Below are 26,194 nucleotides of genomic sequence, written 5' to 3'. Positions count from 1 at the left end.
AATCCGCAGGGGGCCAATGTCTGCCCAAAACGATGAGGACAACATGGCACGCCTGCAGGACGACGGCGAGGCCGTCGTGGAGCGGTTCCAGCCCACCAGCGGGCGGGTCACCGGGTGGATGGCCGTGCTCCTGAGCGTCGCGCTCGTGGTCGCCATGGTCGCCTACCTGGACGACGGCTTCCCGGGCTGGGTGGGAGGTGTGGCACTGGTGGTCGGCGTGCTGGCGTGGGCGGCGATGCTGCGCCCGGCGCTGTGGGCCACCGAGGAGCACCTGGTGATGCGCAACCTCGGCGAGACGGTCCACATCCGGCTGGCGGCCGTCGAGGAGCTGGCCGTGCGACAGGTGCTCGCGGTCCGCGCCGGCGACCGGCGCTTCGTCAGCACCGTGCTGGGCCGCACCTGGCGCAAGTCCATGATGTCGCGCCGGGCCACGTCCGCCGCGGCCTCGTCCGAGGACGGACCGCGGGAGGGGATGCCCTACGTCGACTGGGCCGAGCACCGGCTCCGCGAGCTCGTCGACGCCGCCCGTGAGCGCGCCGGCGTGACCGCCGGCTCGCAGGAGCAGCGGGCGCTGCCCGACGCCGTACGCCGCGAGCCCGCGCTGGTGCCCCTCGGGCTCATCGCAGCGGCCGCCCTCGTGCTGGTGGTCAGCCTCTTCCTCTGAGCTCGTCAGTCGCCCACTGCTCGAGGCCGTCGAGGACGAGCGCGAGCCCGTGGTCGAACTCGTCGCCGTAGGCGTAGTCCCGGCCGGACACACGCTCGGTGACCATCTCGGCGAGGTGCGGATAGGCCTCGAGCACGCCTCCGAGCGAGCTCACGAAGTCCTCGGTGGACTCCCCGGGCTCGAAGGGCAGGTTCACCTCGGTGAGGACGAACCCGTAGGTGTAGGCGTCGAGCACCGAGAAGGCGTGCGCGGCGAGCGCGACGGAGAAGCCCGCCGATCGCAGGCAGCCGAGCACCGCGTCGTGGTGGCCCAGGGTGGCCGGGCCGGGGGAGCGTCGCGACTCGAGGAGCCCGAGTCCCCACGGGTGGGCGGCCAGCACCTGGCGCGCCGAGTGCGCGCGGGCCTCCATCTCGGTCCGCCACGGGGCGCCTGCCACCGGCAGTGCCACCTGCTCGAAGACCCAGTCGGCGAGGCCGTCGAGGAGGGCCTCCTTCCCGGCCACGTGGTGGTAGAGCGACATCGCCTCGACGCCGACCTCGCGCCCGACGGTGCGCATGCTCACCCCGGCCAGGCCCGAGATGTCGGCGACACGGGCGGCGGCCTCGACGACGCGCTGCCGCGACAGCGGTGGTCTGGACAAGTGGCCTCCTCGGGTGCCGGTCTTACGGGTGTAAGGCTACTCTCGACGCATCAGGCTTACAGCCGTAAGGCAGGAGTGGTCGTGAAGGCAGCAGTCGTGGAGCGGTACGGACCGCCGGAGGTCGTCTCGGTGCAGGACCTCCCCGATCCGACCGCCGGGAAGGGCCAGGTCGTCGTGCGCGTCCGGGCGACGACCGTCAACTCCGGCGACGCCCGGATCCGCGGGTGCCGGTTCCCGCGCGGCTTCGCGGTGCCGGGCAGGCTGGCCCTCGGGTGGCGCGGCCCGCGCCGGCAGGTGCTCGGCGTCGCCTACTCCGGGACGGTCGAGTCGCTGGGCCCCGGCGTCACGGGCGTGACGATCGGCGACGAGGTGGCGGGCATGACCGGCATGGCGATGGGTGCGCACGCCGAGCTCGCGGCCGTCCGCGCCGACCGGCTCACGTCCGTGCCCGCCGGCGTCTCGCACGACGACGCGGCAGCGGTCCTCTTCGGCGGCAGCACGGCGCGCCACTTCCTGGGCGACGTGGTGGCGCCCGGCCGGCGCGTCCTGGTCAACGGTGCGTCCGGCGCGGTCGGAACGGCTGCCGTGCAGGTCGCGCACCTGGCCGGCGCGCGCGTGACCGCGGTCTGCAGCGGGCGCAATGCCGAGCTCGTGCGCTCGCTCGGGGCGGACGAGGTGGTCGACCACACCGGGACGTCGGTCCACGACCTGTCGACGACGTACGACGTCGTGCTCGACGCTGTCGGCAACCTCGACCGGCGCTCGGGCCGTCGCCTGCTCACGCCGTCAGGTGTGCTGGTGCTCGCCGTCGCGGGCCTCGTCGACACCGTCCTCGCCCGTGGGAACGTCCGCGCCGGGGGTTCCCCGGAGGACCCCGCCCACTTCGCCTGGCTGCTCGAACGCCTCGCGGTGGGGGAGCTGCGACCGGTGGTCGGGCAGACGTTGCCGCTGGCCGACATCGTCGAGGCTCACCGTGTCGTCGACTCCGGGCGCAAGGTCGGCAACCTCGTCGTCACGCCATGACGCGGCGCGCGGCGGCGGCCGTCCCCGGCGTGGGCCACCAGCGCGCGATCACCGCGGACTGGCCGAGCGTCCACGTCGAGCTGCACACCCAGTAGACGAGCAGTGCGACCGGCACCACCCCTCCTGCCAGCAGCATCCCGCCGGCGGACATCGCGGGCATGATCCGCTGCGCGGCGACCATCGCCTCCGGCATGCCCTCGACGGAGGTGTTGGGCGCGACCACGAAGCGCTGGGTGACGTACGACACCACGGCCGCGGTCATCGCCAGTCCGGCCACGACGGCGAGGTGGACGCCACCGGAGCCGAGGTAGCCGTGGCCGGCGAGCGAGACCCCGACGACCGAGGCGGCGCCGAACGACGACACCAGCTCCGGTCCCATCGCACCGACGGCCGTGCCGTGGGCCACCTCGGAGACGAGGTGGTAGAGCGCGAGCCACACCGGCAGCTGCACCAGCACCGGCAGGCAGCCCAGCCGGCTCACGCCGTGCTCCGCCGACACGGCTCGGCGCTCGTCCATCAGGGCGCGCAGGCTCTCGGCGTCGGTGCGCCCGCGGTAGCGCTCCGAGATGCCCTTGAGATGAGGACGGGCCCGGGCGCCGGCGTGGGCCTGGCGCACGCCGTGGACGACGAACGGCAGCAGCAGGAGCCGCACGAGGACGACCAGCGAGGCGATGCCGACCACCCAGGTGACGGCGGAGTCGGGGGAGGCGCCGAGGGCGGTGAGGGCGTCGTGGGTGGTGGCGAGGACGGCGGACAGGGCGTGCTTGAGCGGGGCGAGCGGTGACATGGGTGTCTCCTGGATCGAGTGGTCGGGTCTGTACGACGTCGCGCGGGGCGACGGGTCAGACGCGTCCAGGAGCGCGCGGGCGCACCGGGTGGACCACGTCGGTGGTCCGTCCGGCGAGCACGAGCGGGATGTCGACGGCGCGGCGGCGTGGCAGGAGCAGGCGCAGCGTCGCGTCGGGGACCACGGCGGGGCCGTGGACCCCCATGACGGTGGTGGCGGCGGCGACCGTGGCCAGCACGACGAGCGCCTCGGCCGACATGGTCGACACCGTCGGCGCGAGCGCGACGGCGGCGACGAAGGACGCCAGCGCGACGACCACGGACCGGACCATGGTCACCAGCGTAGCCGGGTCAGGATGAGCGCGTGCCGGAGTGCGGCCCCTGGTCGCGGTGCAGCGAGAGCAGATCCAGGAGGCGGTCAGGGGTGGAGACCGAAGACCGCACGCTCGATGATGTCGAACGCGTCGGCTGCCGAGACGTCGTCGTCGTCCTCGGGGTATCCCGCGATCCGGAGGCCCTCGAGCACCGAGCGGGCGGCAGCAGCCGGACCGAGACCGTGGGACTCGACCAGGATTGCCACCATCTCGGACGTCCGCACCGGACCGATCGTCGGCATGGGGTCGTCGCGCGGCAGTTGGGCGGCTATCTCGAGGGTCGCACACCTCGAGACCTCGTCCCACGACCGGCGCAGCTCTGCGGTCTGGAGCCGCCGGGCCCGGGCGTTGCGTCGCGTGCTCTGGCTCCAGCCCCGGAGCCCGGCCGACCAGGCGCGCAGCGATCGACTCGCCCGCAGCACGTCGCCCGCCAGTCGGCGGCGGGGGCCGTTGCCGCCGTTCGTGCCTGATCCTGTGCTTGCGTCCATCGCTCCGCTCACCACTGTCCTGCTCCGCGTCGTCGCCAGCGCCTACTCGTACCCGAGCCTCCGTCCATCATGCGCCTCCTCCCCGCAAGTCCGACAGCGGTCCCGGCACCGGCCAGAGGCTGCGCACGCGCCCACGCTGGGGCACGGCCCGCGGCCGGGATCAGGGGAGCTCGTAGGCGCCGAGGTCGGTGCGACCGACCACCGGCCGGCGGCCGTCGCGTGCCGGGTGCACGTAGTGCAGGCGCGCCCGCCAGCGAGGCGGCACGCGGGTCCCGCGGTCGACGGCCGGTGACGATGCCGTGAGCCGGAAGTCCTCCCTCGAGGGGTCCACGAAGCCGCCGAGCCCGACGCGACGGTTGGCGCGGGCGTCGGCCGTGCTCGACGTGAGGTCGCCCGGTCCGACGAGCAGGTTGTTGCGCAGGTGGGCGCGGCTCCCCTCGGCGAGCGCGACGAAGGTGCCGGAGGTGCGTCGGTTGACGAAGGTGTTGTTGACCACCCAGAGCGTGCGGCTGCGGTTGGTGAGCCCCTCGGCGCCGTACGACACGAGGGCAGGGTTCTCCGAGCGCGGGCCCTGGACGACGACGTTGCCGGCGACGAGCGACAGCCCGCCGTCGGGCAGGTCGATCGAGTAGCTCGCAGTCGCGTCTCCGTCACTGATGAGGTTGGCGACGATCGTGTTGCGGGCCGCGCGGGACTTGAGCTCGTGACCGGTGTCGGCGCGCGAGAGCCAGCTGCCGGTGACGGTCAGCGAGCGGACGGTGCCCACGTAGAGGTTGTGGGAGTACCCGTCACCGAAGCCGTTGCGGAAGAAGCGCGACCGTCGGACCACGATGTCGCTGTCCGGATCGGCGCCGGTGAGGATGCCGTTCTCGTTGTCGTGGAACCAGCTGCGGGTCACGGTGAGGTCGGTGCCCTCCTGCCGGATGCCCGCGCCGTTGCGGTCGGCCACGGCAGCGCCGCTGAGCTCGATGCGGTCGACCCGCGTGCGGTCGCCGGCGATCACCCAGATCGCCTTGTTTTGGGCGTCGGCGCCGTCCGCGCGCAGGTGGGCGCGCCCACCGTCACCGGCCAGGGTGAGGTCGTCCTGCGTCCAGGTCGCGACGTCACCCGAGTACGTGCCCGGGTCGATCAGCACCGTGTCGCCGTCGCGGGCGACCGCCGCGGCCGCGCTGGGCGTCGTCAGCTCGCGATCGGGCCCGACGCGCCAGGTGCGCGGAGCCGTGTCGGCGTACGACGTCGTGGCGGGCGCAGCGCTGAGCAGGCCGGCGGCGAGGGCGAGGACAAGCGCGGTCGAGCGCACGTCAACCCCCGAAGGCGGCGCCCCGCAGGTCGGCCTTGATCGCGTCGAGCCGGCCAGCGGCGGAGATGCGCGCCGCGTCGGCCCCACCGCCGTCCCCGGTCTCGACCGGGATGACGACCTCGAGGTAGCACTTGACCTTGGGCTCGGTGCCGCTGGGCCGCACGATCACCCGGGCGCCCTCGGCCAGCGTGTAGCGCAGCCCGTCGGTGGGCGGCAGGGCGGCCGAGCCCTGGGAGAGGTCTTCCACCTGCTCGACCGCGAGGCCGCCGAGCGTCGTGGGCGGAGTGGCACGCAGCCGGTCCATGGTGGCCGGGATGGCGGCGAGGTCGTCGAAGCGCACCGACAGCTGGTCGGTCGCGTGCAGGCCGTGCTCGTGGGCGATGTCGTCGAGGATGTCGGTCAGGCCGCGTCCCTCCGCCTTGGCCTGCGCCGCGAGCTCGCACACGAGCAGCAGCGCCGAGACGCCGTCCTTGTCCTTGACGTGCTCGGGGTCGCAGCAGTAGCCCAGCGCCTCCTCGTAGCCGAACGCGAGGCCCTCGACGCGGCCGATCCACTTGAACCCGGTGAGCGTCTCCTCGTGCGGCTGCCCGGCCGCGGCGGCCATCTTGCCGAGCAGGCTGGAGGAGACGATGGAGTTGGCGTAGGTGCCCTGTCGCCCGCGGGCGATCAGGTGGTGGGCCAGCAGGGCGCCCACCTCGTCGCCGCGCAGCATCCGCCACCCGTGGACGTCCGGGACCGCGACGGCGCACCGGTCGGCGTCGGGGTCGTTGGCGACCACGAGGTCGGCCCTCTGCTCCGCGGCGAGCGCCATCGCGAGGTCCATCGCGCCCGGCTCCTCCGGGTTGGGGAACGACACGGTCGGGAAGTCCGGGTCGGGGTGCTCCTGCTGCTCGACGACGTGCGGGGCGTCGAAGCCTGCGGTCTCCAGCACCTGCGCGACGGTCGTGCCGCCGACGCCGTGGAGCGGGGTGTAGACGATCCGCAGGTCGCGCGGGCCGTCCTCGGCCAGGCCGGCGACCGTGTCGAGGTAGCGGTCGACGATCTCCTCGCCGACGACCCGGCCGGCGTCGCCACGGGGGAGGTCCGCCAGCGGGCCGACGGCGGCGATCCGGGCGGCGATCTCGACGTCGGCGGGCGGGACGATCTGGCTGCCGTCGCCGAGGTAGACCTTGTAGCCGTTGTCCTGCGGCGGGTTGTGGCTGGCGGTGACCATCACGCCGGCGGCGCAGCCGAGCTCGCGGATCGCGAACGCGAGCACGGGGGTGGGCAGGGTGCGGGGCATGACGAGGGCCTTCAACCCGGCACCGGTCATCACCTCCGCGGTGTCGCGGGCGAAGACGTCGGAGTTGTAGCGGGCGTCGAAGCCGATCACGACCGTCCCACCGCTGTGCCCGGTGTCCTTCAGGTACGCCGCCAGGCCGGCCGCCGCGCGCGTGACCACGACCCGGTTCATCCGGTTGGGGCCGGCGCCCAGCGCGCCGCGCAGGCCCGCGGTGCCGAACTCGAGGGTGCCGGCGAACCGGTCGGCGAGGTCCGTCTCCTCGCCCCGCTCGGCCGCGGCGACGAGCGCCTCGAGCTCGGCGCGGGTCTGCTCGTCCGGGTCCTCGGCGGCCCAGGCGCGGGCCGCGTCGAGCAGTGTGGTCTGGTCGGTCGGCGCGGTCATGGACGCACGCTATCCCCACGGGAGGTGACGGCGTCGGTGGGCGGTGCCACGATCGGCGCATGATCGATCACCTGGGCATCAACTGCACCGACCTGACGCGCGCGGCGGCGTTCTACGACCGCGTCCTCGGGGTCCTCGGCCACCGACGGGTCATGGACTTCGACGTGGCCATCGGCTACGGCACGGAGGGGCCCGACTTCTGGCTCAGCACCTTCGAGGGCGTCGGTCCGAACCGCGAGGTCCACGTGGCCTTCCGGGCCCCCGACGCCGCCACCGTGCGCGCCTTCCACGCCGAGGCGCTGGCCGCCGGTGCCGAGTCGCTCCACGAGCCGCGCCTGTGGCCGGAGTACCACGAGGCCTACTACGGCGCCTTCGTCCGCGACACCGAGGGCAACAACATCGAGGCCGTCTGCCACACCGGCGACTCCTGAGGGTCAGGCCAAGCGGAGCAGTTGGCCGTTGCCGTCCGCCTTGGACTCGACGTAGGCGGACCTCGACTCGACGAACGTCTTGAATGACGGGAAGCCGAGTAGCTTCTCCGTGAAGGCCGGGTTCATCCCTGATGGCGCCTGAGGTTCTCAACGGCGTCCTCAACGGCGTCCACCAGGAGATCGTGGAACATCGAGGTCGCCCAGTGACATCGATCTTCCAGGATCCTTGCGCGCCCGAGCCCCGCGAACCTCGACCCCCGCGGTTCGGGTCCAACGATTCCTGACGGCTAGCCTCTCCGCGTGCCTGCCGTCGTCCGCTCCGTCAACTCCGGCACGGCGGAGCCGGTCCCGGGGCTGAAGCGGCCCAGCGGCATCCACAAGCGCCCGGTCGACGTGATCGAGGTGCGCGACCCGGGGCCCAAGCGCGGTGGGCTCGGCAGCGGAGTCGTCGGCGACGCCGTCATCAGCCGCAAGCACCACGGCGGGACGACCCAGGCGGTCTACGCCGTCGCTCGCGAGGAGCTCGACTGGTGGGGCGAGCACCTGGGCCGCGACCTGCCCGACGGCATGTTCGGGGAGAACCTCACGACCGTCGGGGTCGAGGTCGACACGGCCGAGGTGGGGGAGCAGTGGCGGGTCGGCGACACCCTCCTCGAGGTGACCGGACCGCGCATCCCGTGCGCCACGTTCGCCAAGCACATGGCCGAGCGGGCGTGGGTACGCCGCTTCGCCGAGCGCGGCCTGACCGGCGCCTACCTCGCCGTGCTCGAGCCCGGGGCGGTCCGGGCGGGCGACCCGGTCGAGGTGGTCCACCGGCCGGGCCACGGGCTCACCCTGCCGATGTACTTCCGCGCCCTGATGGGCGACAGGGACCTCGCCGCGACCTTCCTGGCCTCGGGGCTGCTGCCGCAGGTCGAGCACGACTGGCTCGCGCGACGCCAGTGAGCCCGGCCGGCGCTCGAGGCGCCGACCGGACCCCGGCCGATCCACCGGAATGCTCAGCGGCGATAGCGCGCCAGGTCGTCACCGAGCTCGGTGAAGATCGCCTGGTTCAGCTCGAAGGCGACGCTCACCTCGTCGACCACCCGCGCCCGTTCCGCGGCCGACAGGTCGAGCCCGTCGAGGCGGGAACGGTAGCCGTCCTTGTAGGGCTTGGGCTTCGGGATGCCCGGGAACGCGTAGAACGCCGTACCGCGGCCGTGCAGCCCGAGCTCGCGGTCGAGCACCCGGCCGATGACCTGACCGCCCGAGAGGTCACCGAGGTAGCGCGTGTAGTGGTGCGCCACGAAGAGCGGCGCCCATCCACGGACCTCCAGCAGGCGGGCGACGTAGGCGTCGGTCGCCGGGCTGTCGAACACCGCCGGCGCCGGAGCGCCTGCCACGTCGGCCCAGTAGGCGAGGTCCTCCTCGATCGCGGGCAACCGGTCGAGCGCCGGGTCGACGACCGCGGCCACTGCCGGCGAGGAGGCGAGCTCGGCGCCCAGCACCTCCATCGTGCGGTAGACCTCGCGGAACCTGAGGAGGTAGTCCCGCACCCCGAGCGCGTTGACGCGAGCCGAGGTGAGCTCGGACATGAACGCCGAGCCCTCCGCGCGGGTGTGGGCCTCCTGGGAGCCCTCCCGCATCGCGGTGGACAGCGGCGCCGCGACGGGTGCGGCGTGGTCGAGCATCGTCATGGCGGTGTCCTCACTTGACCCGGAAGGTGCGGGTCACCTTCGCGCTGCGGACGGCGTCGTTTCCCGGGACCTTCACGACGAGCGTGTAGCGGCCCCTCACGAGCCTGGGCAGCCTGACCGTGACCCTGCCGCCCGCGATCCGCTTGCTGATCGCCTTCACCTTCTTGCCCGAGGCGGTGCGCACGACGACCTCGGCCTTGCCGGACGCGAGCTCGCTCGCCTTCACGACGACCGTGCCGCGCTTGCCGGCGGTGGGCTTCGTGCCCCATGTGGCCTTGGCGACGCCCTTCACCGGCTCGTGGACCGCGGGTGCGGTGGTGACGGTGGTCCGGACGGTGCCCGAGGCCGCCTCGTGGTTCTCGTCGCCGGCGTACGACGCCACCAGGGCGTGCTCGCCTGCGGGCAGGCCGGGGACGGAGAACACGGCGGTCCCTCCGGCGACAGCGGCGGTCCCGAGGGTGCTCGTGCCTTCCTTGAGCGCCACGGTGCCGGTCGCGTCGGCCGGGACGGTGACCCGGACGCTGACGGCCGCGCCGCCCTGACCGCCCGCCGCGGTCACGCCGACGCTCGGGACGACCTTGGCGACGGAGAGGGACCTCGTGGTCCCGCCCGCCTCCGTGTTGGCGTCACCGGCGTAGGCGACCCCGAGCTCGTGCGTGCCAGCGGTGGGCCTGGTCAGGGTGAAGGAGGCCTTGCCGTCGACGAGGGTGGCGGTGCCGACGGTGGCAGGTCCGTCGGTCAGCGTGACGGCACCGGTCGGGCTCGAGTCGCCGGTCACGGACACGCTCACCGGCACGTCGGCGCCGTACGTCGCGTTGCCGGCGGTGATGGACACCGTCGGGGAGACCTTGGCGAAGGTGATCGGCGTGTAGGTCTCGTAGGCGGCCTGGACGGCGCCGGACCCGGGGTAGGTGTAGATGCCGTAGTTGCCGGTGCTCGTCTTCGCGTCGACCACGGCCTTGTCGACGGTCAGCGTCGCTGTGAACGTGCCGTCCGGACGCAGCTCGACGGCCCCCGCAGCTGCACCACCGACCGTCTCCATCTCGGCGGCAGGCACCGCCCACCTGAGGCCGGCTCCACCGGCGTTGACCCGTGCCGAGGACGGGGCCCCGACGGACTGCTTCCACACGTCGGCATAGCGGCCGAAGGCGATGTAGGCGCCGCTGGGCCGACCGGCGAGCGGCGGGCGGACGCCGGTGGCCAGGGCGGGGTCGAACCCGGTGCCCTCGACCGTGACCTGCTGGGCGCCGTTCGGCAGTAGGGTGGTGTCGGAGACGGACACGCTGGCCGCGCCGGGCTCGCTCCACGAGACGGTGAGCGGGGTGGTCGGCTTCCGGGAGTCGGCCCCGCCACCGCTCGAGTACCAGTACGACGCCGTGCCGACCCGGCCCTGGAAGTCGACGAACGACTGCGGGAACGAGCCGGCGGTCGGGGTGCCGGTCGCCTGCGCCGGGCTGCCGGCCGGCGGCGTGACGGTGACGCCGAGGTAGGTCGGGGTCACCGTGAGGCCGGTGGGGGTGAGGTCGACGCCGGTGAGGTCGCCGAGCGTCACCTCGGTCGCGGGCAGCTCGACCCACTGGGACGGGTCGTCCATGTCGGAGCCGTAGCCGCTCAGGGTCGCGGTGAGCTCCCCGGTGCCGTTCGTGACGCTCAGCTCCGGGTCGGAGACGTGGAAGAACGACATCCCGGAGTAGTAGACGACCGTGAAGTCGCCGTCCCACTGCACGGTGCCGGTGTCGGTGACGGGGTCGACCGAACCGGTCCCGTTGCGCAGGGACAGCAGGTTTTCCGAGGTGGTGCCGGCGGTGTTGGAGCTCTGGCCGGCGGCGTTCTGGCGGGCGCCCGCCCACGTGGTGGGCGCGTAGCTGCCGTCGGCCTGCTTGTCCAGCACCGTGACGTTGCCCTCGGTGTTGCGCCAGCCGGCGGCCGCGCCGTTGGACCACGTGGCGCCTTGGTCGCTGCTGGTGAGGGTCTGCGATCCCGCTCCCGGGTTGCCGAGCCTGCCCGCGGAGAACAGGTTCCAGGTGCCCGGCGCGTAGGCGCCGGAGATGCTCTCCTTGTTGAGCTCCCAGCGGAGCTCGGCGTTCGTCACCGTGGTGACGGCTGCCCGGGCGGGCGCCGGGCTCGTGAGGACGGCGGTCGTCCCGGCCATCAGGGCCAGTGTGGCGACGGTGCCCACCGAGCGGCGTGTGCCGCTGTGCGCGTGCTTCATCTCTTTCCTTCCAACGAGGTGCTGACCAGGGAGGTGCTGATCAGGGTGGTCGCGAGCGCTCCGAGCAGCAGCACGCAGCCGAGCCACCACAGGGCGTGGGACCCGGTGTCGGCGGCCGCGGGCGCGGCCGTCGTGGGGGGACTGGTGGTGGCCGAGACCAGCACGGGCTGGACGGCCGGGGCGACGGACGCCGCGGGGTCGGTGCCGTCCGGGGACTCGCCCGCGCCCGTCGGGACCGAGCCGTCCGAGCCGTCGAGGTCGGTCGACGTGCTCGCGCCCGGCGCCTGCGTGGATCCCGCGGAGGGACTCCCGTCGGACGTCGAGGACGGCGTCGGTGACGTCGAGGGTGCGGGGGACGGCTTCGGGGTCGGCTTCGTCGTCGGCTTCGTGGTGGGCCTGGTGGTCGCCGTCGGTCGCACCGGTGCGGACGCGGTCGGGGTGGCGACGGGAGCGCCGGCCCAGCTGACGGTCAACGGCAGGGGCGGCTTGTAGGGGTCGGTGGCGCCGCCCGTGGAGTACCAGTAGCCCGCGGTCCCGGCGCTGGAGACGAAGTCGAGGAAGCTCGCGGGGAAGGCCCCCTTCCACTGGCCGCCGACCTGCGCGGCCTCGTCGGTGGGCGGCTGCCAGCCGACGCCGAGGTACGCCGGGGTGCTGGCGAAGCCGTCGGCCGAGGCCAGGTCGACCTGGCCGCGCGGCAGGTCGGCGAGCACGACCTGGGTGGGCGGCAGTGGGTTCCACTGGGTCTGGTCGTCCATGTCGGAGGCGAAGCCACTGAGCGTCGCGGTGAGCTGGGCCCGCTCGGGCGTGACGGCGAGCGTCGGATCGGTGACCGTGAGATAGCTCATCCCGGAGTAGTAGAGGACCGTGAACGAGCCCTGCCACGTGATGTCGGCGAAGCCGGTGACCGGGTCGACCGAGCCGGTGCCGTTGCCCACCTCGACCTGGTGGTTCGTGAAGCGGCCGCTGGTGGGGGACGCGATCCCTGTGCCGTCGGGGGCGGTGGTCAGCCCGGCCCAGGTGGCGGTGGCGTAGGTGCCGTCCGCCTGCTGCTTCTCGATGCGGACGTTGCCGGACTCGGCGAGCCAGTCCTTCTGGGCGAGCGTGGTGCCGCCCTTGCCCGGGTCTGGCACGACGCCGGCGGAGAAGAAGTTGTAGGTGCCAGGGGCGAAGGCGCGGTTGTTGGACTCGTTGTTGATGCCCCAGCGGAGCTGGGCACCGGTCACGGTGAACGGCTCGGTGCCGGCCTGCGCCGGTCCGGCGAGCAGGACGAACGGGGCGACCGCGGCGAGGAGCACGACCAGCACCCCGGTGAGGGCGCCGGCGGCGAAGCGTGCCCTCATGCCGTCACCTCCCGCCGGGTCGCTGCCGGGGCGGTACGCCGGGCCCGCCGCCGCAGGCGCAGCAGCAGGTGTGCGACCGCGGCCACCAGCGCGAGCGAAGCCACGCCGACGAACGCCATCGCCGCGACGTCGCGCTCCTGGGTCGCGGCGGACGGCTCGGTGTCGAGGGCCGCGGTCGTCCCCGCGGCTCGGACCGGGAACCGTTCGCTCGGGCGGGCGCCCGAGGCCGCGCCGATGAGCCGCAGCTGGTGGGTGCCCGTCCCGAGCTCGACGGGGAGTGCCATCACGCCCGCGACCTCCCCGGCGCTGCCGGCGACGAGCGGGCCGAGGGCGACCTCGCCGTCGTCGAGGAGGGCGAGCACCTGCTCGCCGGGCTCGAAGCCGCTGCCGGTGAAGGCGAGCGCGCGCCCGGCCCGGGCCGTGGTCCGCTCGGTCCTGACCGACGGCTTGCCCCGCCGGACGGTCGTGCTGCCCTTCGTGGTGGTGCCGGACGAGCCCGTCGGGGGCGCCTGCGTCGTGGTGCTCGCGCCGCCGTCGGACGGCTTCTCCCCGGTCGTCGCACCCTCGTCGGAGCCGCCGGTCGAGCTGTCGTCGTACGGCTCCTCGAAGCGGATGGGGGTGAACGTCTCGTTGCTGGCGTTCTTCACCCCGTGGGCGCCGAAGGTGATCACGCCGCAGGTGACCCTGCGGCAGTCGACCTCGAGGGCGGCGCCGTTGCGGTCGACCGCGCTGAAGGTCGGCCCCGGCACCGTGAGCGAGACCGAGAACGAGCCGCTGCCCGACATCACGGCCTGCGCCTCCCCGGCTGTGGAGCTGCCCGGGAACGCGACGAAGCGGAGGTAGCCGGCGTTGTCCTCGCTCTCGGAGTCGGGGACGTAGCGGTAGTCGCGGCCGGTGATGCCGCCCTTCGAGGGCCGCCAGCCGCCGCCCGCAGGGTCGCGGACCCAGCCGAAGGCGACGTAGACGCCACCGAAGCCGCCCTTGATCGACTGGAACCCCGAGCCGCGCAGGGTGAACGTCGTCGCGCGACCGGTGGCGGCCACCGAGGTTCCCTCGTCGTTGGTCGCGCTGACGCGCGCCGCGGCCGTCGCGGGCGGGGCGACCGCCACGGCCGCGGTGAGGACGAGGGCGGCGGCCAGGGTGGCGGAGAGGGTGGCGGCGAGGCGGGAAAGGGTCAGCACGGGGCCTCCTGGTTCGGTACGTCGACGGGTCGGGCGACCGCGCTGCGGTCGGCCAGGACGACCGGGTCGCCGGTGCGCGGGTGGGCGACCACCTCGACCGGGTGGCGGTAGACGCGGCTGAGCAGTGCAGCGTCGAGCACCTCGCCGGGAGTGCCGCGGGCGGCGACCCGGCCCTCCTCCAGCAGCACCATCCGGTCGGCGTGGGCGGCCGCCAGGGTCAGGTCGTGGAGCACGACGAGGACCGCCGCACCCGCGTCGGCGCGCCGGCGGGCAGTGGTCAGCAGCGTCTCCTGGTGGCCGATGTCGAGCGCGGCCGTCGGCTCGTCGAGCAGCAGCACACCGGTCTGCTGGGCGAGGACGCGGGCGAAGGCCGCGCGGCCCTTCTCACCACCGGACAGCGAGCCGAAGGCCCGCAGGGCGAGGTGCCCCACCTCGGCGGTCTCCATGGCTGCGGTGACCTCGAGGTCGTCGAGGTCCTCCTCGGGACGACCCCGCCACGGCGCACGGCCCATCTCGACCACGTCTCGCACCGGGAGGGGGAAGGAGACCCGCTGCTCCTGGGTCAGCACCGCGCGCTCGCGAGCCAGCGCCTGCAGCCGCCACTCCCGGACCGGGCGGCCCTGCACCGTCACCGTGCCTGCCTCAGGCTCGACGTCGCCGGCGACGACCGCCAGCAGGGTCGACTTGCCCGTGCCGTTGGGCCCCACCAGGGCGAGCACCTCTCCGGCATGCAGCTCGAGGTCGACGCCGTCGAGCACGCGACGCGAACCGAAGGAGACGGTGATGCCCCTGGCCTGCACGGTGGGCAGGTGGCTCGCGGCGGACTCGGGGTCCCCGCGGCGTTGTTCGACGGAGGAGCGAAGCGGGGGAGGAGAAGAACGTCGTGGGGTGAGTTTCATGCCCAGCCCCCGGAGGTGCGACGGGTGCGCCAGATGAGCCAGAAGAAGAAGGGGCCCCCGACGAGCGAGGTGAGCATGCCGAGCGGCAGGTCGGAGTAGGCGACGAGCGTGCGCGCGGCGAGGTCGGCGACGACGAGCACGAGGCTGCCGGTGACCAGGCAGGCCGGGAGCACCAGCCGGTGGCTGGGCCCGGTGACCATCCGGACGAGGTGGGGGACGACGAGGCCGACGAAGGCGACGATCCCGCAGAACGACACCGCGGCGGCGGTGAGGAGCGCCACGACCACGATGAGCCCGATCCGCAGCCGCTCGACGTGTACGCCGAGGTGGCGGGCTGGGCGCTCGCCGAGGGCCAGCAGGTCGAGGCTGCGGGCGCTGGCCAGGGCAAGCACGACGCCCACTGCGACGAACGGGGCGACGACGGCGACGTAGGGCCAGCGGCTGCCGTTGAGGCTGCCGAGCTGCCAGAACACGATCTGCTCGCGTGCCTGGGTGTCGCCGAGGAACATCAGCATGGCCAGCAGTGCGCCCGCCACCGCGTTGACCGCGATGCCGGTGAGGACGAGGGTGACGACCTCGGTGCGGCCGTCGGAGCGGGCGAGTGCGTAGACCAGCAGCGTGGTGAGGAGGCCGCCCGCGAACGCGGCCACCGCGACGGTCCAGCTGCCCGCGAAGGTCAGGCCGTGGACGATGACCGCGGCTGCGGCGACCGCCGCGCCGGAGGAGACGCCCACGATGCTCGGCTCGGCCAACGGGTTGCCGAACACGCCCTGCATGAGCGCGCCGGCGACGGCGAGCGAGGCGCCGACCAGCGCGGCCATCGCGACGCGCGGGAAGCGGACCGTCCAGAGGGTGTCGTCGCCGCGCGGGTGGGTGGGCATCGGCAGCCAGTCGAGGCCGAGGCGGTGCAGGACGGAGCCGGCGACCTCGTGGACCGGGATCGGCAGCTGTCCCGACCCCGCGGAGACCGCGAGCGCCACGACGAGCGCGGCGGTGAGGACGACCAGGAAGGCAGTGAGGCCGACCGAGCGGCGACGCACACGTGGGAGACGGGCGGCACCGTCGCGAGCAGGGGGCCTGCTCGCGCTCGCCTGCGCGGCCGGCACGACCGGGGCGGTCACAGCGAGTCCGGCGCGTAGAGCGCCACGGCGAGGGCGTTGAGCACCTCGTCGGTCCGCGGGCCGTAGCTGAGGACCTGGTCGTCGTCCATCGCGACGACCCGCTCGTTCTCGCCGGCCGGGGTCTGGGCGAGCGCGGGGAACCGCTCGAGGAGGCCGTCGACTCCGCCCACGGACTCCAGGCCCTTGCTCATCATCAGCACGACCTCTGGCTGCGCCGCGACGAGGCCCTCGTCGGTGAGCGGCCGCATGCCCTTCCAGCCGATCTCGCGGCTCACGTCGTAGCCGCCGACCGCCTCGATGAGGGAGTCGGCGCCGGAGTCCTGGCCGAACATGTAGTAGACGCCCGAGCTGCCGCGGACGTAGAGGAAGACCGTTCGCAGACGGTCGTCGATGTCCTTCGGCACCACTCCGGAGATCGCGTCCTCCATCGCCTCGGCGTCACCGGTGATCCGCTTGCCCAACCTCCTGCCGTCCGCCGGCACGCCGAGGGCGTCGGCGACCTGGCTGGTCAGGGAGGCGAGGTTGTCGAGGCCGCGGTGCGAGTCGGTGACGACGACGGGGATGCCGGCGTCGCGGAGCTGGAGCACCACGTCCCACGGGCCGAGCGAGGTGTCGGTGAGCACGACGGTCGGGTCGAGCGCGAGGATCGACTCGGCGTTGAGCTCGTGACCGTCGGAGGTCACCAGCGGCCGGTCGGCGATCTCGTCGAACTGCGAGGAGATGTCGCGACCGACGACCCGGTCGCCGAGGCCGAGCTCGAAGACGGTCTGCGACAACGTGCCGTAGATGTCCAGCGCGAGGATCCGCGAGGCGTCCTCGACGGTCACCTCGGTGCCCTGCGCGTCGGTGACCGTGACGGGGAGCTGCGGCTGCGGGTCGTCGGCGACCGGCTCGATCTCGATGTCGGGCAGCGCGATGTCGACCACGCCGTGCCAGGAGCGGGGGTCGGCCAGTGGTTCGACGTCGGAGACGGGAGGCACGTCGCCGGCGATGCCGCGATCGGACGACGCCGGGGACCCGACGGGGGCGCACCCGGCGAGCAGCACGACGGTGCCGACGCACGTCGCGAGCACGGTGCGACAGGAGGAGCGGAGCACGACAACCTCTTTACCTTTGGTTAGGCTTACCTAAGTAAGCGAAGCCTAACCTTGGTCGTCGAGGCATGCATCGCCGGGTGTCGGGCTGTGAGACGTCGTGTCGCTGGGAGGTGCGCCGGACCGCTCGACGCAGATCTCCGACCGTTGGGCCCCTCGCGCGCCTGACGGCTGGCGCGCCCTCGCAGCCGGTGCGCACAGTGACGGGAGTCACACCTGTGACCACCACTCACTCTCGGGAGCACCATGACAACCACATCTGCGACCCTGCGTCGCCGCGTCCGCCGGGTGACGGCGACCGGCACCACCGTGGTCCTCGCCGCTGCGGCGATGGCATCAGCACCACCGTCGGGGGCGGCCCCCGACGGCGCGACCCAGCCCCGTGCGGTCACCGTGACCCTCACCGAGGGCACGAACATCGCGGCCGCGCTCGCACCGGACGGGTCGGTGGTGATGGACCTCCACGGACTCCTCCACCGCGTCCCGGCCGGGGGCGGGACGACCCGACGGCTCACCACTGCCGCCGACGAGGCGGCTCGCCCGGACGTCGGTCCGGACGGGCGCATCGTCTTCCAGGCCTACCGCGACGGTGGGTTCCACATCTGGACGGCAGCCCCCGACGGCAGCGACCTGACCCGGTTGACCAGCGGCGGCTTCGACGACCGCGAGCCACGGTGGTCCCCGGACGGCGCCCACGTGGCGTTCTCCTCCGACCGTGGTGGCAGCTACGACATCTGGAGCATCGAGATCGCCACCGGCGCACTCACGCAGTGGACCAAGGACCCCGGCCAGGAGTTCACCCCCTCCTGGTCGCCCGACGGCACCCGGGTGGTGCACATCGCCGACAACCAGGTGGTCGCCACCGACCGCGCCGGCACCTCGACGGTGCTGGTGCCCCGGCCGGCGGTAGGGGTGACCCTCAACGTCCCGGTGATGGCCCCCGACGGCCAGCGGGTGGCGTACGTCGAGCAGCAGGGGACGCGCGCCGACCTGAAGGTCGACGGTCGTGCCGTCACCACGGGACAGGACGTCTTCCTCTTCACCCCGGAGTGGACCGGCCCGGACGGCATCCTCTACACCGCCGACGGCGGCATCCGCACGGTCGTGCCGTCCACCGGCGCGACCTCGGAGGTGCCGTTCCGTGCGGACGTCCGGCTGACCGGACGCACCTACCCCAAGAAGGAGCACGACTTCGACGCACGCTCGCAGCGCCGCCTGTCGGGGGTGCTCACCCCGCAGCTCTCGCCCGACGGCAGGCGCGTCCTCTTCGTCGCCCTCAACGACCTCTGGGTGATGCGCATCGGCGGCGAGCCGCGGCGGCTGACGCGTGACTCCTACCAGGAGGTCAATCCCGTCTGGTCGCCGGACGGCAAGCAGGTCGCCTACAGCTCCGACCGCGCCGGCACCGAGGACATCTACGTCCGCGACCTGCGCTCGGGGAAGCAGCGGCGGGTGACCGCGCTGCCCTCCGCCGAGGTCTCGGCCTCCTTCTCGCCCGACGGGGCCTCGATGGCCTTCCAGGACGAGAAGGGTGCGACGTACGTCCTCGACCTCGCGAGCGGCGACGTGCGCGAGCTGGTCACCCCGTTGTTCGGGCCCGGCCGCCCCACGTGGTCGAAGGACTCGAGGACGCTGGCGTTCGCCTCCGTGCGGCCCTACTCCCAGCGGTTCCGCGAGGGTGTCAGCCAGATCCTCGTGGTCGACGTCGCCACCGGCGCCCAGCGCTACGTGGAGCCGGGGGACCGTCACGCGTCGCTGTCGACCCGCGGAGACGACGGCCCGGTCTGGTCGCCCGACGGCAAGGCGCTGGCGTTCGTGATGGGCTCCCAGCTGCACGTGATGCCCGTCGACGCGACCGGTACGCCGACCGGCTCCCCGCGACGGGTCAACAGCGAGGTCGCCGACGCTCCGTCGTGGAGCGGCGACTCACGCAAGCTGCTCTACCTGTCGCAGGGCCGTCTCCGGCTCGCGAACGCCCGCACCGGCAGGGCCCGGACCGTGGACGTCCCGCTGCGCTACCGGCCGGAGGTCCACTCCGGACGCCAGGTCGTCCACGCCGGGCGGTTCTGGGACGGCCAGGCGAAGGAGCTGCGCCGCAACGTCGACATCACCGTGGTCGACAACCGGATCCGGAGCATCACCCCGCACCGTCCGCACCGTTCCGGCAAGGTCGTCGACGCCTCAGGGCTGACGGTCATGCCGGGCCTGATGGACTCCCACGTGCACCAGGCCTACGAGTCGCGCTTCTTCGGAGACCGCCAGGGCCGCGTCAGCCTGGCCTGGGGCATCACGTCGACGTTGTCGGTCGGCGACCAGGTCTACCGGGCGATGGAGGACCGCGACTCGCTGCGCGCCGGCGCCCGCGTGGGACCCCGCTTCTACGCCACCGGCGAGCCGGTCGACGGTTCGCGGGTCTACTACAACTTCATGCGTCCGACGACGAGCGACGCCCAGGTCCGGCGCGAGCTGACCCGCGCCCGGCGGCTCGACTACGACTTCGTGAAGTCCTACGTGCGGCTGCAGGCGACGCGGATGGCGATGGTGGTCTCGGCCGCCCACGCCCTCGGCGTCCCTTCCTCGTCGCACTACCTCACCCCGGGTGCGCTCGTCGGGCAGGACGGCACCACGCACCTCGCCGCGACCCAGCGCCTCGGCTACGCCCACACGCTGACGCCGACTGGGCACAGCTACGACGACGTGCCGGCGCTCTACGGCCGGGGCAACCGCACGGTGACCACGACGCTGTTCACCACCGACTTCCTCACCTCCGGGGAGCTGGAGGGTGACCGCCGCCTGCGGCTGCTGCCGCCGTGGAAGCGGGAGTCGCTGCTCGCGTCGACCGCCGACAACGCCTCGGAGCCGGAGGACCCGGACTGCACGAGCGCCGAGTGCATGGAGGTGCGGAGCCTGCTGCGCATCCACCGTGCGGGCGGCCAGGTGCTGGTCGGCACCGACAGCCCGCTCGACAACGTCGCCATCGGGGTACACGCCAACCTGCAGGAGATGGTCGGCTACGGATGGACGCCGCGTGCTGCCCTGCGGGCCGCGATCGTCACGCCGGCGCGCTACCTCGGCGTCAGCGACGACGTCGGCACGTTGCGGCCCGGCAAGGTGGCCGACCTGATCGCCGTCGAGGGCAATCCGCTGCGTGACATCGATGCGGCGGCCCGCGTGCGGATGACGATGGTCGGTGGGAAGCGCTACACCCCGCGCCAGCTGCTGAAGCCCTTCCGCACGGTCCGCAACTCCGGCCGCGGAGCCGTGCTGCCCGGGCCGGAGCCGGCGACCTCGGTGCGTGGTCGCGTCCCGGCGTCGGCCGGCAGCAGGTTCTGGTGGCACGACCCCGAGGTCGTCGCCGAGCAGTACGCCCACGCCTGCGACGCCTACGAGGCGCTCGTGCACCAGGGAAGGGCCGGGCACGACGAGCACTGAGGACGGCAGCAACGACCGTGGCCGCGGACCCGACGAGGGGTCCGCGGCCACGGTCGCTCAGCGGGAGGCGGCTCGGCTCAGCCGAGCGCGGCCACCGCGGCGTCGTAGTCGGGCTCGACGCCGATCGCGTCGGTGAGCTGGGTGTGGAGGACCGTGCCGTCGGCGTCGAGGACGACGACCGCCCGGGCAAGCAGGCCCTTCCAGCCGCCGTCGGCCATCGCGACGCCGTAGTCCTCACCGAAGGACGACCGGAACGCCGAGCCGACCAGGACGTCCTCGATGCCCTCGGCGCCGCAGAAGCGGGCCTGCGCGAGCGGCAGGTCGACCGACACGTTGACGACGGCGGTGTTGTCGAGGCCGGCCGCGAGCTCGTTGAACTTCTTGACGCTCGCCTGGCACACGCCGGTGTCGATGCTCGGGAAGATGTTGAGCACGACCCGCTTGCCGGAGACGTCGGCGTCGGTGAGCGCCTGGAACTTCGAGTCGACGAGGTCGAAGCCGGGAGCCTTCGAGCCGACCGCGGGGAGCTCGCCCACGGTGCTGACGGTGTTGGGGCCGAGTTGTGTGGTTGCCATGGCCCCAACCTACTGGCCGCCGGTCCTAGAGTGCCCGCATGGCCACTGCGCGAACCGCTGCTCGCACCGACGTGATCGTCGAGGTGCTGCGCGACGCGTTCGCGCCGCTCATGCGGGCCGACCCGGCAGCGTTCCGCGCCAAGTACCGCAAGATGGCCAAGGACCCGCACGCGTTCTACCGCGGCAGCGCGTGCCTGTTCTTCAACGACGTGACGGGTGAGCCCGACGAGTGGGCGGCGCACGGCGCGGAGCGCATCTGGATCCACGGCGACCTGCACGTGGAGAACTTCGGCACCTACCTCAATTCCGACGGCCGGCTGGTCTTCGACATCAACGACTTCGACGAGGCCTACGTCGGCCGCTTCACGTGGGACCTCCAGCGGTTCGCGGCCAGCCTCGCGCTCATCGGCTGGCAGAAGGCGCTGCCCGACGACGCGATCCGCAAGCTGATCGGCCGCTACGCCCGGTCGTACCTCTCCCAGGTGAACCACTACGTCGCCTCCGACACCGACGACGACTTCGAGATCCGGCTGGACAAGGCCGAGGGGCCGGTGCTGACCGCGCTGGTGGCGGCGCGGGCGATGCGGCGGGCCGACCTCCTCGACGAGATGACGTACCTGACGCAGGGGCGCCGGCGCTTCACCGAGGACGGCAGCACCCGACGGCTCAAGCGCGACGAGCGGGCCAAGGTGGTCGCGGCGTTCCGTGCCTACCTCGACACGATCCCGGAGTCGAAGCGGTTCGACCGCACGCTCTTCTACGAGCTGCGCGACGTCGTGGGCAAGTCGGGCTTCGGCATCGGCAGCGCCGGCCTGCCGGCGTACAACGTGCTCGTCGAGGGCTACAGCCAAGCGCTCGACAACGACGTCGTGCTGAGCATGAAGCAGGCCAACGTCCCGGCGCTGAGCCGGTTCGTCGACACCAGCGAGGTCGACGCCTACTTCGAGCACGAGGGCCACCGCACCGTGGTCAGCCAGCGCGCGCTGCAGGTGCACACCGACCCGCTGCTCGGGCACACCAGCGTCGACGGCGTCGGCTACGTCGTCTCCGAGGTCTCGCCCTACGAGGTCGACCTCGACTGGTCGGAGATCAACGAGCCCGAGGACATGCGCTCCGTGGTCGACCTGCTCGGCCGCGCCACCGCCAAGATCCACTGCGCCTCCGACGAGGACAGCCAGCAGGACCTGGTCGACTTCCAGGTCGAGGCGGCCATCGCCCGGTCGCTCGAGGGTCGGCGCAACGAGTTCGTCGAGTGGCTGTGCGACTGGGGGATCGCGTACGCCGTCCGCGTGCGCGAGGACCATGCGATGTTCGTCGACGCCTTCCGCGAGGGCCGGGTGGGCATTGCGGCAACCTGAGCCGCGACCTGACCCCCGCGGGGGCACCGGTCAGGCGTCGATCGACGCCATGTTGCCGTAGCGGTCTCCCTGGACGGCGTCGCGCGGCACGGCCTGCTCGAGGGTGGCGAGGTCGTCGGCGGTGAGCTCGACGTCGGCAGCGCCGACGTTCTCCTCGAGGTACTTCACGCGCTTGGTGCCGGGGATCGGCGCGACCCCGAGCTGGTCGTCGCCCTGCGCGAGCACCCACGCCAGCGCGAGCTGGCCGGGCGTGCAGCCCTTCTCCTCGGCGATCTCGCGGACCTTGTCGACGAGCACGAGGTTGGCGTCCAGCGCCTCGCCCTGGAAGCGCGGGAAGTACTCGGACCGGCGCCGGTCGGCCTCGCCGTCGGCACCGCCGGTGGCGCTGATCGCGCCGGTCAGCAGTCCGCGGCCGAGCGGCGAGTAGGGCACCAGCCCGATGCCGAGCTCGCGCAGGACGGGGAGGATCTCGTCCTCGAGGTCGCGGGTGAAGAGGGAGTACTCGGTCTGGAGCGCGGTGATCGGGTGGACGGCGTGGGCCCGGCGGATGGTGGACGCCGAGGCCTCGGAGAGCCCGAGGTGGCGGACCTTGCCGGCCTCCACGAGCTCGGCCATCGCGCCGACGGTGTCCTCGATCGGGACGGTCTTGTCGACGCGGTGCTGGTAGTAGAGGTCGATGTGGTCGACGCCGAGCCGCTGGAGCGAGGCGTCGCAGGCCGCCCGGACGTAGTCCGGGGATCCGTTGATGCCGACCATGGTGCCGTCCGGGAGCCGCTCGTTGCCGAACTTCGTGGCGAGCTGGACCTCGTCGCGCCGGCCGGCGATCGCCTTGCCGACGAGCAGCTCGTTGGTGAACGGGCCGTACATGTCGGCGGTGTCGAGGAAGGTCACGCCGAGGTCGAGGGCCCGGTGGATGGTGTCGGTGCCGCCCTGCTCATCGGGGGTGCCGTAGAACTCCGACATCCCCATGCAGCCGAGGCCGAGTGCGGAGACGGTGAGGGAGGAGGTGGTGCCGAGCGTGCGGTGCTGGATCTGTGTCATGTCGTCCACCAAACTCCTTGGAGTGCGCTCGAAGTCAACCCTCGTCACTCGGCAGGCGCGACCTTGCCCTCGTAGAGCGCGATCTTGTGGTCGATCGCCCGCAGGTGGCCCGTCACCTCGGCCAGCTGCCGCTCGACGACCTCGCGGTGCGCGAGCAGCAGGCCCAAGCGCTCGGCCTCGTTGCCGTCGCCCTCGCGCACCAGGGCGGCATAGCGGCGTACGTCGCGGATGGGCATGCCCGTGGCACGCAGCCGGGTGACCATCTGGATCCACCGCAGGTCCTCGGCGGTGTAGCGGCGGTGGCCGGACGGCGCGCGGTCGACCGAGTGCAGGAGCAGGCCGTCACGCTCGTAGTAGCGCAGCGTGTGGGCGGTGAGCCCGGTCCGCTCGGCCGCCTCGGCGATGCTCAGGCTGGTCATCGGCCCAGTGTCCGACTTGGAGCGTGCTCGAAGTCAAGGGCTGGCCGACACCATGAATGCAGTTCGGTTGTCCGGGTGTGCCAGCCACGCTCGCAAGGGTCAGTCCGCCGGCGAACTGCCTTCATGGTGCATGCCGATCGTCCCGTGACAGGCCGAGTGGCGAGAAGCTCAGCTCGACACCGCCGTGTTCTGGCATGCAGCCAGCCGCCATCGACCCCCGTTCTTGGTCACGTGCTAGAGGTCAAGATCAGGAGCAGTCGTCTTCGTAGCGGGATGTCGATCCCTGACGGGGCGCCACGACACGCTTCGTCCGTGCTGACGACGGTCAGCTGCCCAGGGCGGGGCGGTGGAACTGCGCCGTCGCGAACGGGCCGCCGACGAACTCGGCCTCCGCGTCGTCATGGGGGCCGGGCTCGACCCGGTCGGCGTACGCCTCGGCGTCGTCCTGCGGCTCGTAGCCCAGGCGGCGGCCCGGCTCGAGGTCCCACCACGCGCGGGTGTTGGCGCTGATGCCGTAGAGGACGGCGTAGCCGGGGGCCGGGGTGGTCAGCGCCGCCTCGACCATCCGGACGCAGTCGTCGTGGGAGAGCCACGTGGAGAGGCCGCGCACGCTGGCCGGCTCCTCGAGGAACGAGCCGATCCGACACGCCACGGCATCGATGCCGTGGCGGTCGGCGAAGAGGTGGAGCAGCGCCTCCGCGGCGACCTTGGCGACGCCGTAGTAGGTGTCGGCCCGGGGCAGGGCGTCCTCGGTCAGTGCGCCGTCGGCGCGGGGCGTGCGGCCCACCGCGTGGTTGGAGGAGGCGTAGACGATGCGCGGGACGTCGTGGGCGACCATCGCGTCGAGCAGGGCGGCCGTCGTCACGACGTGGGAGGTGAGCTCGTCGGGCAGCGACGCCTCGTCGGGAATGCCCGCGAGGTGCACGACGGCGTCGAGCCTGCCCCCGGTCGACAGGGCGGCGAGGACCGCCTCGACGGCGTCGCCGTCGGCGCAGTCGGCCTCGTGCCAGGCGAAGGGCGTGCCGTCGGGCGGCGGGACGAGGTCGAGGCCGACGACCTCGTGGCCCAGGGCGTCGAGCCCGGTGGTGACCACCCGGCCGATGCTGCCGGCGGCGCCGGTGACCAGCACGCGCATCGCGGGCCTCAGATCCTCGCCACGACCTGGCTCAGCAGGCCGCCCATCCGGCTGGCCGCGGAACGCCCCGCCTCCAGGACCTCCTCGTGGTTGAGCGGCTCGCCGCTCAGGCCGGCGGCGAGGTTGGTGACCAGGCTGATGCCGAGCACCTCCATGCCGGCCTCACGGGCGGCGATCGCCTCCAGGGTGGTGCTCATGCCGACGAGGTGACCGCCCATGATGCCGGCCATCCGGACCTCCGCGGGCGTCTCGTAGTGGGGGCCGGGGAACTGCACGTAGACGCCCTCGTCGAGGGAGTCGTCGACCTCCTTGCACATCGCGCGCAGGCGCGGGCTGTAGAGGTCGGTCAGGTCCACGAAGTTCGCGCCGACGATCGGGCTCGTGCCGGTGAGGTTGATGTGGTCGGAGATCAGCACCGGCTGGCCGGGCTGCCACCCCTCCTTGAGGCCGCCGCACCCGTTGGTGAGGACGATGGCCGAGCAGCCGGCCGCGGCCGCCGTACGCACCGGGTGCACGACCGCGGCGACGCCCTTGCCCTCGTAGAAGTGGGTGCGGGAGAGGAAGACGAGCAGGTTCTTGTCGCCGCTGCGGATCGAGCGGATCTTGCCGCTGTGACCGGCCACCGCGGCGGCGCTGAAGCCGGGGAGGTCGGTGGTGTCGATCTCGGCGGTCGCCTCGCCGAGCGCGTCGACGGCCGGCAGCCAGCCCGAGCCCAGCACCAGGGCGATGTCGTGGCGCTCGACGCCGGTCAGCTCGGCGAGCCGGGCGGCTGCCTCGGCGGCGCTCTCGTAGGGCGTGGGGACGGCGGCTGCGTGGGTCACGCCGGGAACTCTAGTGCTCAGAGGCCGGTGGACCGGCAGGCCCGGCGACGCAGCGCCGCGACGTAGTCCTCCGGGGCGCCGGCTGCCTCGGCCGAGTCGGCCAGGACCCCGAGGTACGACGCCGACGGCAGGCCGCCCTCGTAGGCGTCGAGGACGTAGGCCCACACCACGAGCTCCCCGGTGAGCGTCTGCACCCGCACCTTGGTCTTGCGGTAGAGGCCGGTGTCGGCGGCCTCCCACCCGTCGAGGGAGCGCTCGTCCTCCGGGGTGACGTCGTAGACCGCGACGAAGACCTGCTCGAACGGGTCCTGGACGATCGTCGAGAGCGAGCCGTCCCAGCCGTGCTCCTCACCGCCGAACGTCAGCCGCCAGCCGGTGAGCCAGCCGGTGGAGTGGAGGATCGAGTGGGGGCAGCGCTCGCTCATGCGGGCGGGATCGAGGTTCGTCCCGTAGGCGGCGTACAGCGTCACGGGTCACACGATATCGAGCCGCGACCCTTCGTGACGCACGCCAGGGCGTGC

General features: G+C 72.9%; 26 protein-coding genes. 6 read left to right on the top strand and 20 right to left on the bottom strand.

From position 1 onward, the window contains the following. Nucleotides 1-43 precede the first annotated feature (43 nt). Entirely contained in the window at nt 44-664 is a 621-nt protein-coding gene (locus tag AC3A3L_RS02685; RefSeq protein ID WP_487638494.1) for a hypothetical protein, read from the top strand. Here AC3A3L_RS02685 and AC3A3L_RS02680 read toward each other — a convergent pair. Continuing rightward, a complete protein-coding gene (locus AC3A3L_RS02680; RefSeq protein WP_487638493.1) occupies nt 648-1,304 on the bottom strand; it encodes a TetR/AcrR family transcriptional regulator C-terminal domain-containing protein in 657 nt (218 codons plus the stop codon). The two genes, AC3A3L_RS02685 and AC3A3L_RS02680, sit on opposite strands and share 17 nt — an antisense overlap. An 81-nt stretch (nt 1,305-1,385) precedes the next feature. Here AC3A3L_RS02680 and AC3A3L_RS02675 point away from each other — a divergent pair, with 81 nt between their 5' ends. Then, a complete protein-coding gene (locus tag AC3A3L_RS02675; protein ID WP_487638492.1) occupies nt 1,386-2,327 on the top strand; it encodes an NAD(P)-dependent alcohol dehydrogenase in 942 nt (313 codons plus the stop codon). Here the strand turns inward: AC3A3L_RS02675 and yidC are convergent. The 5 genes from yidC to AC3A3L_RS02650 all read right to left on the bottom strand — a co-directional run bounded on the left by yidC (nt 2,317) and on the right by AC3A3L_RS02650 (nt 6,938). Continuing rightward, complete coding sequence (gene yidC / locus AC3A3L_RS02670) at nt 2,317-3,114, bottom strand: membrane protein insertase YidC (protein WP_487638491.1); 798 nt, start codon at nt 3,112-3,114, stop codon at nt 2,317-2,319. The genes AC3A3L_RS02675 and yidC overlap by 11 nt on opposite strands. 55 nt (nt 3,115-3,169) lie before the next feature. After that, entirely contained in the window at nt 3,170-3,445 is a 276-nt protein-coding gene (locus AC3A3L_RS02665; RefSeq protein WP_487638490.1) for a hypothetical protein, read from the bottom strand. 86 nt (nt 3,446-3,531) lie between these two features. Then, complete coding sequence (locus AC3A3L_RS02660) at nt 3,532-3,975, bottom strand: hypothetical protein (RefSeq protein WP_487638489.1); 444 nt, start codon at nt 3,973-3,975, stop codon at nt 3,532-3,534. A gap of 160 nt (nt 3,976-4,135) precedes the next feature. Continuing rightward, nucleotides 4,136-5,275, bottom strand: a complete 1,140-nt coding sequence (locus tag AC3A3L_RS02655) for a right-handed parallel beta-helix repeat-containing protein (protein WP_487638488.1) — start codon at nt 5,273-5,275, stop codon at nt 4,136-4,138. A 1-nt stretch (nt 5,276) separates the two neighbouring features. Next, a complete protein-coding gene (locus AC3A3L_RS02650; RefSeq protein WP_487638487.1) occupies nt 5,277-6,938 on the bottom strand; it encodes a phospho-sugar mutase in 1,662 nt (553 codons plus the stop codon). 59 nt (nt 6,939-6,997) lie between these two features. Here AC3A3L_RS02650 and AC3A3L_RS02645 point away from each other — a divergent pair, with 59 nt between their 5' ends. Beyond that, nucleotides 6,998-7,369, top strand: a complete 372-nt coding sequence (locus AC3A3L_RS02645; protein WP_487638486.1) for a VOC family protein — start codon at nt 6,998-7,000, stop codon at nt 7,367-7,369. Between the two features lie 3 nt (nt 7,370-7,372). Here AC3A3L_RS02645 and AC3A3L_RS02640 read toward each other — a convergent pair whose 3' ends face one another. Next, on the bottom strand, nt 7,373-7,495 hold the full coding sequence (locus AC3A3L_RS02640) for a hypothetical protein (RefSeq protein ID WP_487638485.1): 123 nt from the start codon (nt 7,493-7,495) through the stop codon (nt 7,373-7,375). 174 nt (nt 7,496-7,669) lie between these two features. Between AC3A3L_RS02640 and AC3A3L_RS02635 the strand changes: the two genes are divergently transcribed. Beyond that, nucleotides 7,670-8,314: an MOSC domain-containing protein gene (locus tag AC3A3L_RS02635; protein ID WP_487638484.1), complete on the top strand. Its 645-nt coding sequence runs from the start codon at nt 7,670-7,672 to the stop codon at nt 8,312-8,314. Between the two features lie 53 nt (nt 8,315-8,367). On the opposite strand, the gene AC3A3L_RS02630 is transcribed toward AC3A3L_RS02635, so the two are convergent. The 7 genes from AC3A3L_RS02630 to AC3A3L_RS02600 are packed head-to-tail and all read right to left on the bottom strand — an operon-like array spanning nt 8,368 to nt 16,895. Beyond that, nucleotides 8,368-9,045, bottom strand: a complete 678-nt coding sequence (locus tag AC3A3L_RS02630; RefSeq protein WP_487638483.1) for a biliverdin-producing heme oxygenase — start codon at nt 9,043-9,045, stop codon at nt 8,368-8,370. Between the two features lie 10 nt (nt 9,046-9,055). Beyond that, nucleotides 9,056-11,257 (bottom strand): Ig-like domain-containing protein, encoded by a 2,202-nt coding sequence (locus tag AC3A3L_RS02625; RefSeq protein WP_487638482.1) that lies wholly within the window; start codon nt 11,255-11,257, stop codon nt 9,056-9,058. After that, nucleotides 11,254-12,597 (bottom strand): hypothetical protein, encoded by a 1,344-nt coding sequence (locus tag AC3A3L_RS02620; RefSeq protein WP_487638481.1) that lies wholly within the window; start codon nt 12,595-12,597, stop codon nt 11,254-11,256. Before AC3A3L_RS02620 ends, AC3A3L_RS02625 begins: the two co-directional genes overlap by 4 nt. After that, nucleotides 12,594-13,778, bottom strand: a complete 1,185-nt coding sequence (locus AC3A3L_RS02615) for a hypothetical protein (protein ID WP_487638480.1) — start codon at nt 13,776-13,778, stop codon at nt 12,594-12,596. The genes AC3A3L_RS02620 and AC3A3L_RS02615 overlap by 4 nt, the downstream gene beginning before the upstream one ends. Beyond that, entirely contained in the window at nt 13,772-14,677 is a 906-nt protein-coding gene (locus AC3A3L_RS02610; RefSeq protein ID WP_487638479.1) for a heme ABC transporter ATP-binding protein, read from the bottom strand. Before AC3A3L_RS02610 ends, AC3A3L_RS02615 begins: the two co-directional genes overlap by 7 nt. Then, the gene (locus tag AC3A3L_RS02605; protein WP_487638478.1) at nt 14,674-15,798 is read right to left on the bottom strand and encodes a FecCD family ABC transporter permease; all 1,125 of its coding nucleotides are present in this window, start codon (nt 15,796-15,798) and stop codon (nt 14,674-14,676) included. Before AC3A3L_RS02605 ends, AC3A3L_RS02610 begins: the two co-directional genes overlap by 4 nt. After that, nucleotides 15,795-16,895 carry a heme/hemin ABC transporter substrate-binding protein gene (locus AC3A3L_RS02600; RefSeq protein ID WP_487638477.1) on the bottom strand — a complete coding sequence of 367 codons (1,101 nt, stop codon included), beginning with the start codon at nt 16,893-16,895 and terminating at the stop codon, nt 15,795-15,797. The genes AC3A3L_RS02605 and AC3A3L_RS02600 overlap by 4 nt, the downstream gene beginning before the upstream one ends. Nucleotides 16,896-17,138: 243 nt before the next feature. Here AC3A3L_RS02600 and AC3A3L_RS02595 point away from each other — a divergent pair, with 243 nt between their 5' ends. Further along, on the top strand, nt 17,139-20,324 hold the full coding sequence (locus AC3A3L_RS02595; RefSeq protein WP_487638476.1) for an amidohydrolase family protein: 3,186 nt from the start codon (nt 17,139-17,141) through the stop codon (nt 20,322-20,324). 77 nt (nt 20,325-20,401) lie between these two features. On the opposite strand, the gene tpx is transcribed toward AC3A3L_RS02595, so the two are convergent. Continuing rightward, nucleotides 20,402-20,899, bottom strand: coding sequence for a thiol peroxidase (gene tpx / locus AC3A3L_RS02590; RefSeq protein WP_487638475.1), 498 nt, complete (start codon nt 20,897-20,899; stop codon nt 20,402-20,404). A 38-nt stretch (nt 20,900-20,937) separates the two neighbouring features. Here tpx and AC3A3L_RS02585 point away from each other — a divergent pair, with 38 nt between their 5' ends. Then, the gene (locus AC3A3L_RS02585) at nt 20,938-22,257 is read left to right on the top strand and encodes a DUF2252 domain-containing protein (protein WP_487638474.1); all 1,320 of its coding nucleotides are present in this window, start codon (nt 20,938-20,940) and stop codon (nt 22,255-22,257) included. A 30-nt stretch (nt 22,258-22,287) separates the two neighbouring features. On the opposite strand, the gene AC3A3L_RS02580 is transcribed toward AC3A3L_RS02585, so the two are convergent. The 5 genes from AC3A3L_RS02580 to AC3A3L_RS02560 form a co-directional block, all read right to left on the bottom strand. Beyond that, the gene (locus AC3A3L_RS02580; protein ID WP_487638473.1) at nt 22,288-23,298 is read right to left on the bottom strand and encodes an aldo/keto reductase; all 1,011 of its coding nucleotides are present in this window, start codon (nt 23,296-23,298) and stop codon (nt 22,288-22,290) included. Between the two features lie 44 nt (nt 23,299-23,342). Next, the gene (locus AC3A3L_RS02575) at nt 23,343-23,717 is read right to left on the bottom strand and encodes a MerR family transcriptional regulator (RefSeq protein ID WP_487638472.1); all 375 of its coding nucleotides are present in this window, start codon (nt 23,715-23,717) and stop codon (nt 23,343-23,345) included. A 325-nt stretch (nt 23,718-24,042) separates the two neighbouring features. Further along, the gene (locus tag AC3A3L_RS02570; RefSeq protein ID WP_487638471.1) at nt 24,043-24,852 is read right to left on the bottom strand and encodes an NAD-dependent epimerase/dehydratase family protein; all 810 of its coding nucleotides are present in this window, start codon (nt 24,850-24,852) and stop codon (nt 24,043-24,045) included. An 8-nt stretch (nt 24,853-24,860) separates the two neighbouring features. Beyond that, entirely contained in the window at nt 24,861-25,673 is an 813-nt protein-coding gene (locus tag AC3A3L_RS02565; RefSeq protein ID WP_487638470.1) for a purine-nucleoside phosphorylase, read from the bottom strand. 17 nt (nt 25,674-25,690) lie between these two features. After that, nucleotides 25,691-26,143: a gamma-glutamylcyclotransferase family protein gene (locus tag AC3A3L_RS02560; protein ID WP_487638469.1), complete on the bottom strand. Its 453-nt coding sequence runs from the start codon at nt 26,141-26,143 to the stop codon at nt 25,691-25,693. Between the last annotated feature and the right edge of the window lie 51 nt (nt 26,144-26,194).

It is taken from the genome of Nocardioides sp. Soil_C_8 (genome assembly GCF_057656315.1).
Note: the sequence above shows the minus strand (reverse complement) of the source record. Positions and strands in the feature narration are given on the sequence as shown.

Bases quoted from the DNA above. Each gene is read 5' to 3' on its own strand.
- AC3A3L_RS02585 (WP_487638474.1), top strand. From the start codon at position 20,938: ATGGCCACTGCGCGAACCGCTGCTCGCACCGACGTGATCGTCGAGGTG.
- AC3A3L_RS02640 (WP_487638485.1), bottom strand. From the start codon at position 7,495: ATGAACCCGGCCTTCACGGAGAAGCTACTCGGCTTCCCGTCATTCAAG.
- tpx (WP_487638475.1), bottom strand. From the start codon at position 20,899: ATGGCAACCACACAACTCGGCCCCAACACCGTCAGCACCGTGGGCGAG.
- AC3A3L_RS02575 (WP_487638472.1), bottom strand. From the start codon at position 23,717: ATGACCAGCCTGAGCATCGCCGAGGCGGCCGAGCGGACCGGGCTCACC.
- AC3A3L_RS02645 (WP_487638486.1), top strand. From the start codon at position 6,998: ATGATCGATCACCTGGGCATCAACTGCACCGACCTGACGCGCGCGGCG.
- AC3A3L_RS02665 (WP_487638490.1), bottom strand. From the start codon at position 3,445: ATGGTCCGGTCCGTGGTCGTCGCGCTGGCGTCCTTCGTCGCCGCCGTC.
- AC3A3L_RS02620 (WP_487638481.1), bottom strand. From the start codon at position 12,597: ATGAGGGCACGCTTCGCCGCCGGCGCCCTCACCGGGGTGCTGGTCGTG.
- AC3A3L_RS02660 (WP_487638489.1), bottom strand. From the start codon at position 3,975: ATGGACGCAAGCACAGGATCAGGCACGAACGGCGGCAACGGCCCCCGC.
- AC3A3L_RS02650 (WP_487638487.1), bottom strand. From the start codon at position 6,938: ATGACCGCGCCGACCGACCAGACCACACTGCTCGACGCGGCCCGCGCC.
- AC3A3L_RS02625 (WP_487638482.1), bottom strand. From the start codon at position 11,257: ATGAAGCACGCGCACAGCGGCACACGCCGCTCGGTGGGCACCGTCGCC.
- AC3A3L_RS02610 (WP_487638479.1), bottom strand. From the start codon at position 14,677: ATGAAACTCACCCCACGACGTTCTTCTCCTCCCCCGCTTCGCTCCTCC.
- AC3A3L_RS02570 (WP_487638471.1), bottom strand. From the start codon at position 24,852: ATGCGCGTGCTGGTCACCGGCGCCGCCGGCAGCATCGGCCGGGTGGTC.
- AC3A3L_RS02685 (WP_487638494.1), top strand. From the start codon at position 44: ATGGCACGCCTGCAGGACGACGGCGAGGCCGTCGTGGAGCGGTTCCAG.
- AC3A3L_RS02580 (WP_487638473.1), bottom strand. From the start codon at position 23,298: ATGACACAGATCCAGCACCGCACGCTCGGCACCACCTCCTCCCTCACC.
- AC3A3L_RS02595 (WP_487638476.1), top strand. From the start codon at position 17,139: ATGACAACCACATCTGCGACCCTGCGTCGCCGCGTCCGCCGGGTGACG.
- yidC (WP_487638491.1), bottom strand. From the start codon at position 3,114: ATGTCACCGCTCGCCCCGCTCAAGCACGCCCTGTCCGCCGTCCTCGCC.
- AC3A3L_RS02630 (WP_487638483.1), bottom strand. From the start codon at position 9,045: ATGACGATGCTCGACCACGCCGCACCCGTCGCGGCGCCGCTGTCCACC.